Consider the following 1,588-nt stretch of genomic DNA (forward strand, 5'->3'; position numbering starts at 1 on the left):
ACTCTGCGCGGAAACCGAACTGGCGGCGGACGGCGCGCCCGAATGGGTGCACCTGCTGCCCGCCGGTCTCATCTGGGGCCGCGACGGGCGGAGCTTCCGGCTTGGCGACGGCGCGGCCGTCATCGCAGCGAGCCAGGCGGGTGGCGTCGATCTGCCCATCGACTACGAACACCAGGCGGACGATCCCGACCGGCAGAAGAACGGCCCCGTGCCCGCCGCTGGCTGGATCAAAGCGCTGGAACTGCGCGCGGACGGTATCTGGGGCCGTGTCGAATGGACCGCGACGGCGAAGAACATGGTTGCCGCCCGCGAGTACCGCTACCCATAGCGTTTCGGATTTGCATTGTATCGTAATTCGAACCTTTTCGTTCGAATTACGATACGTGATATCTCAACGAAAACCCGAAACGCTTTAAGCCCGGTGATCCTGCACCAAAAGACGGACGGGACCGTGACGCGCCTGATCGGCGCGAGCCTCGTCCACCGCCCCAACCTCGCGCTCAAGGCGCTTTCAAGTGAGGACCTGCCCATGTCCGCTGCCACAGCCGGCTTCGCCCCCATCGCCGCCGCCCTTGGCCTCGGCGCTTCCGCCAGTGTCGATGAGATCGTGACCGCGATCAATGCGGCGCGCCAGCCCGACCCGGAGAAATACGTGCCTGTCGCGGCCGTCGCCGCCCTCCTGAAGGAGCGCGGGCGAGCGCATCGCGACGATGGGCCAGAAGGACGCGGCTCAGCGCGTCGATGACGCGATGTCGAAGGGCTACATCTCGCCTGCCATGCGCGACTGGGCCGTTGCCCGTCTCGCGCCCGTAACCCGGCGAGCTTCGATGCGTTCATCGCATCGGCCACGCCCGCCTATGCCCACCTCTCCGAGACGCGCGACTGGACCCTGCCGGAGCGTCGGGAGCATGCGGCTGCCAACGCAGAGGAACGCGCGGTCTGCGACCAGCTCGGCCTCTCGCCTGCCGACCTGCGCTGATCACCGGAACCTTGCCGGGTTCGGGGTTGTTCCCGGCAAGCCGCCTGCGGAGGGGAGTGACCGGACGCGCACGGCCGAATATTGCCTTGTCCCGGCCGGACCGCGCACCGCCCCTCCGCAGGCACAATGGAGGCCCGCATGACGACTGACACGCCCGGACTGATCGCCGCCGCGCTGGCCGAACTGAAGGCCGCCACAAGCGCCCAGGCACGGGCCATAAGCCGCCTTGAAACCGCCCTTGAACAGGCCGTTCAACAGGGGCTTCAGTCGCTTCCCGCCACCGATGCCCCGCCCTGCGAACACCGCCGTGCCCACCGTCCGGGCGTCGCCCGCCGGATCGACAGCGACCCCGAATTGCAGACCTTCATTCGCGCCCGCATCGAACGGATGACCTTCGCCCAGGTCGCGGAAGACGTCGCCGCCCACTTCCCGCCCGAACGCAGGGTCCGTCGTTCCGCGATCCATGCATGGTGGAAGCGCGAAAACAGAGCACTCGGGCGGTTTGGATCGTGATATCGGGATAACCACGGACCATCCCGGATAGCCCGTGGACTACCGGTCCCTTCCGTGTTCAAACCCTAAGAAACCGGGTATCAAACCGTATGAAAC

The 1,588-nt window shown here is 66.8% G+C and carries 1 protein-coding gene and 1 pseudogene; both read left to right on the forward strand.

Annotation, left to right across the window (positions count from 1 at the left end; translation table 11 throughout):
* The first annotated feature begins 46 nt into the window (after positions 1-46).
* A pseudogene (locus tag WBB85_RS16235) lies at positions 47-745 on the forward strand (phage protease).
* 372 nt (positions 746-1,117) lie between these two features.
* Entirely contained in the window at positions 1,118-1,492 is a 375-nt protein-coding gene (locus WBB85_RS16240; protein ID WP_432639638.1) for a hypothetical protein, read from the forward strand.
* Positions 1,493-1,588 lie beyond the last annotated feature (96 nt).

Source organism: Albidovulum sp., from assembly GCF_049646345.1.
GTDB lineage: Bacteria > Pseudomonadota > Alphaproteobacteria > Rhodobacterales > Rhodobacteraceae > Albidovulum.

Coding starts and splice junctions, on each gene's coding strand:
- WBB85_RS16240 (WP_432639638.1), top strand. CDS start 1,118: ATGACGACTGACACGCCCGGACTGATCGCCGCCGCGCTGGCCGAACTG.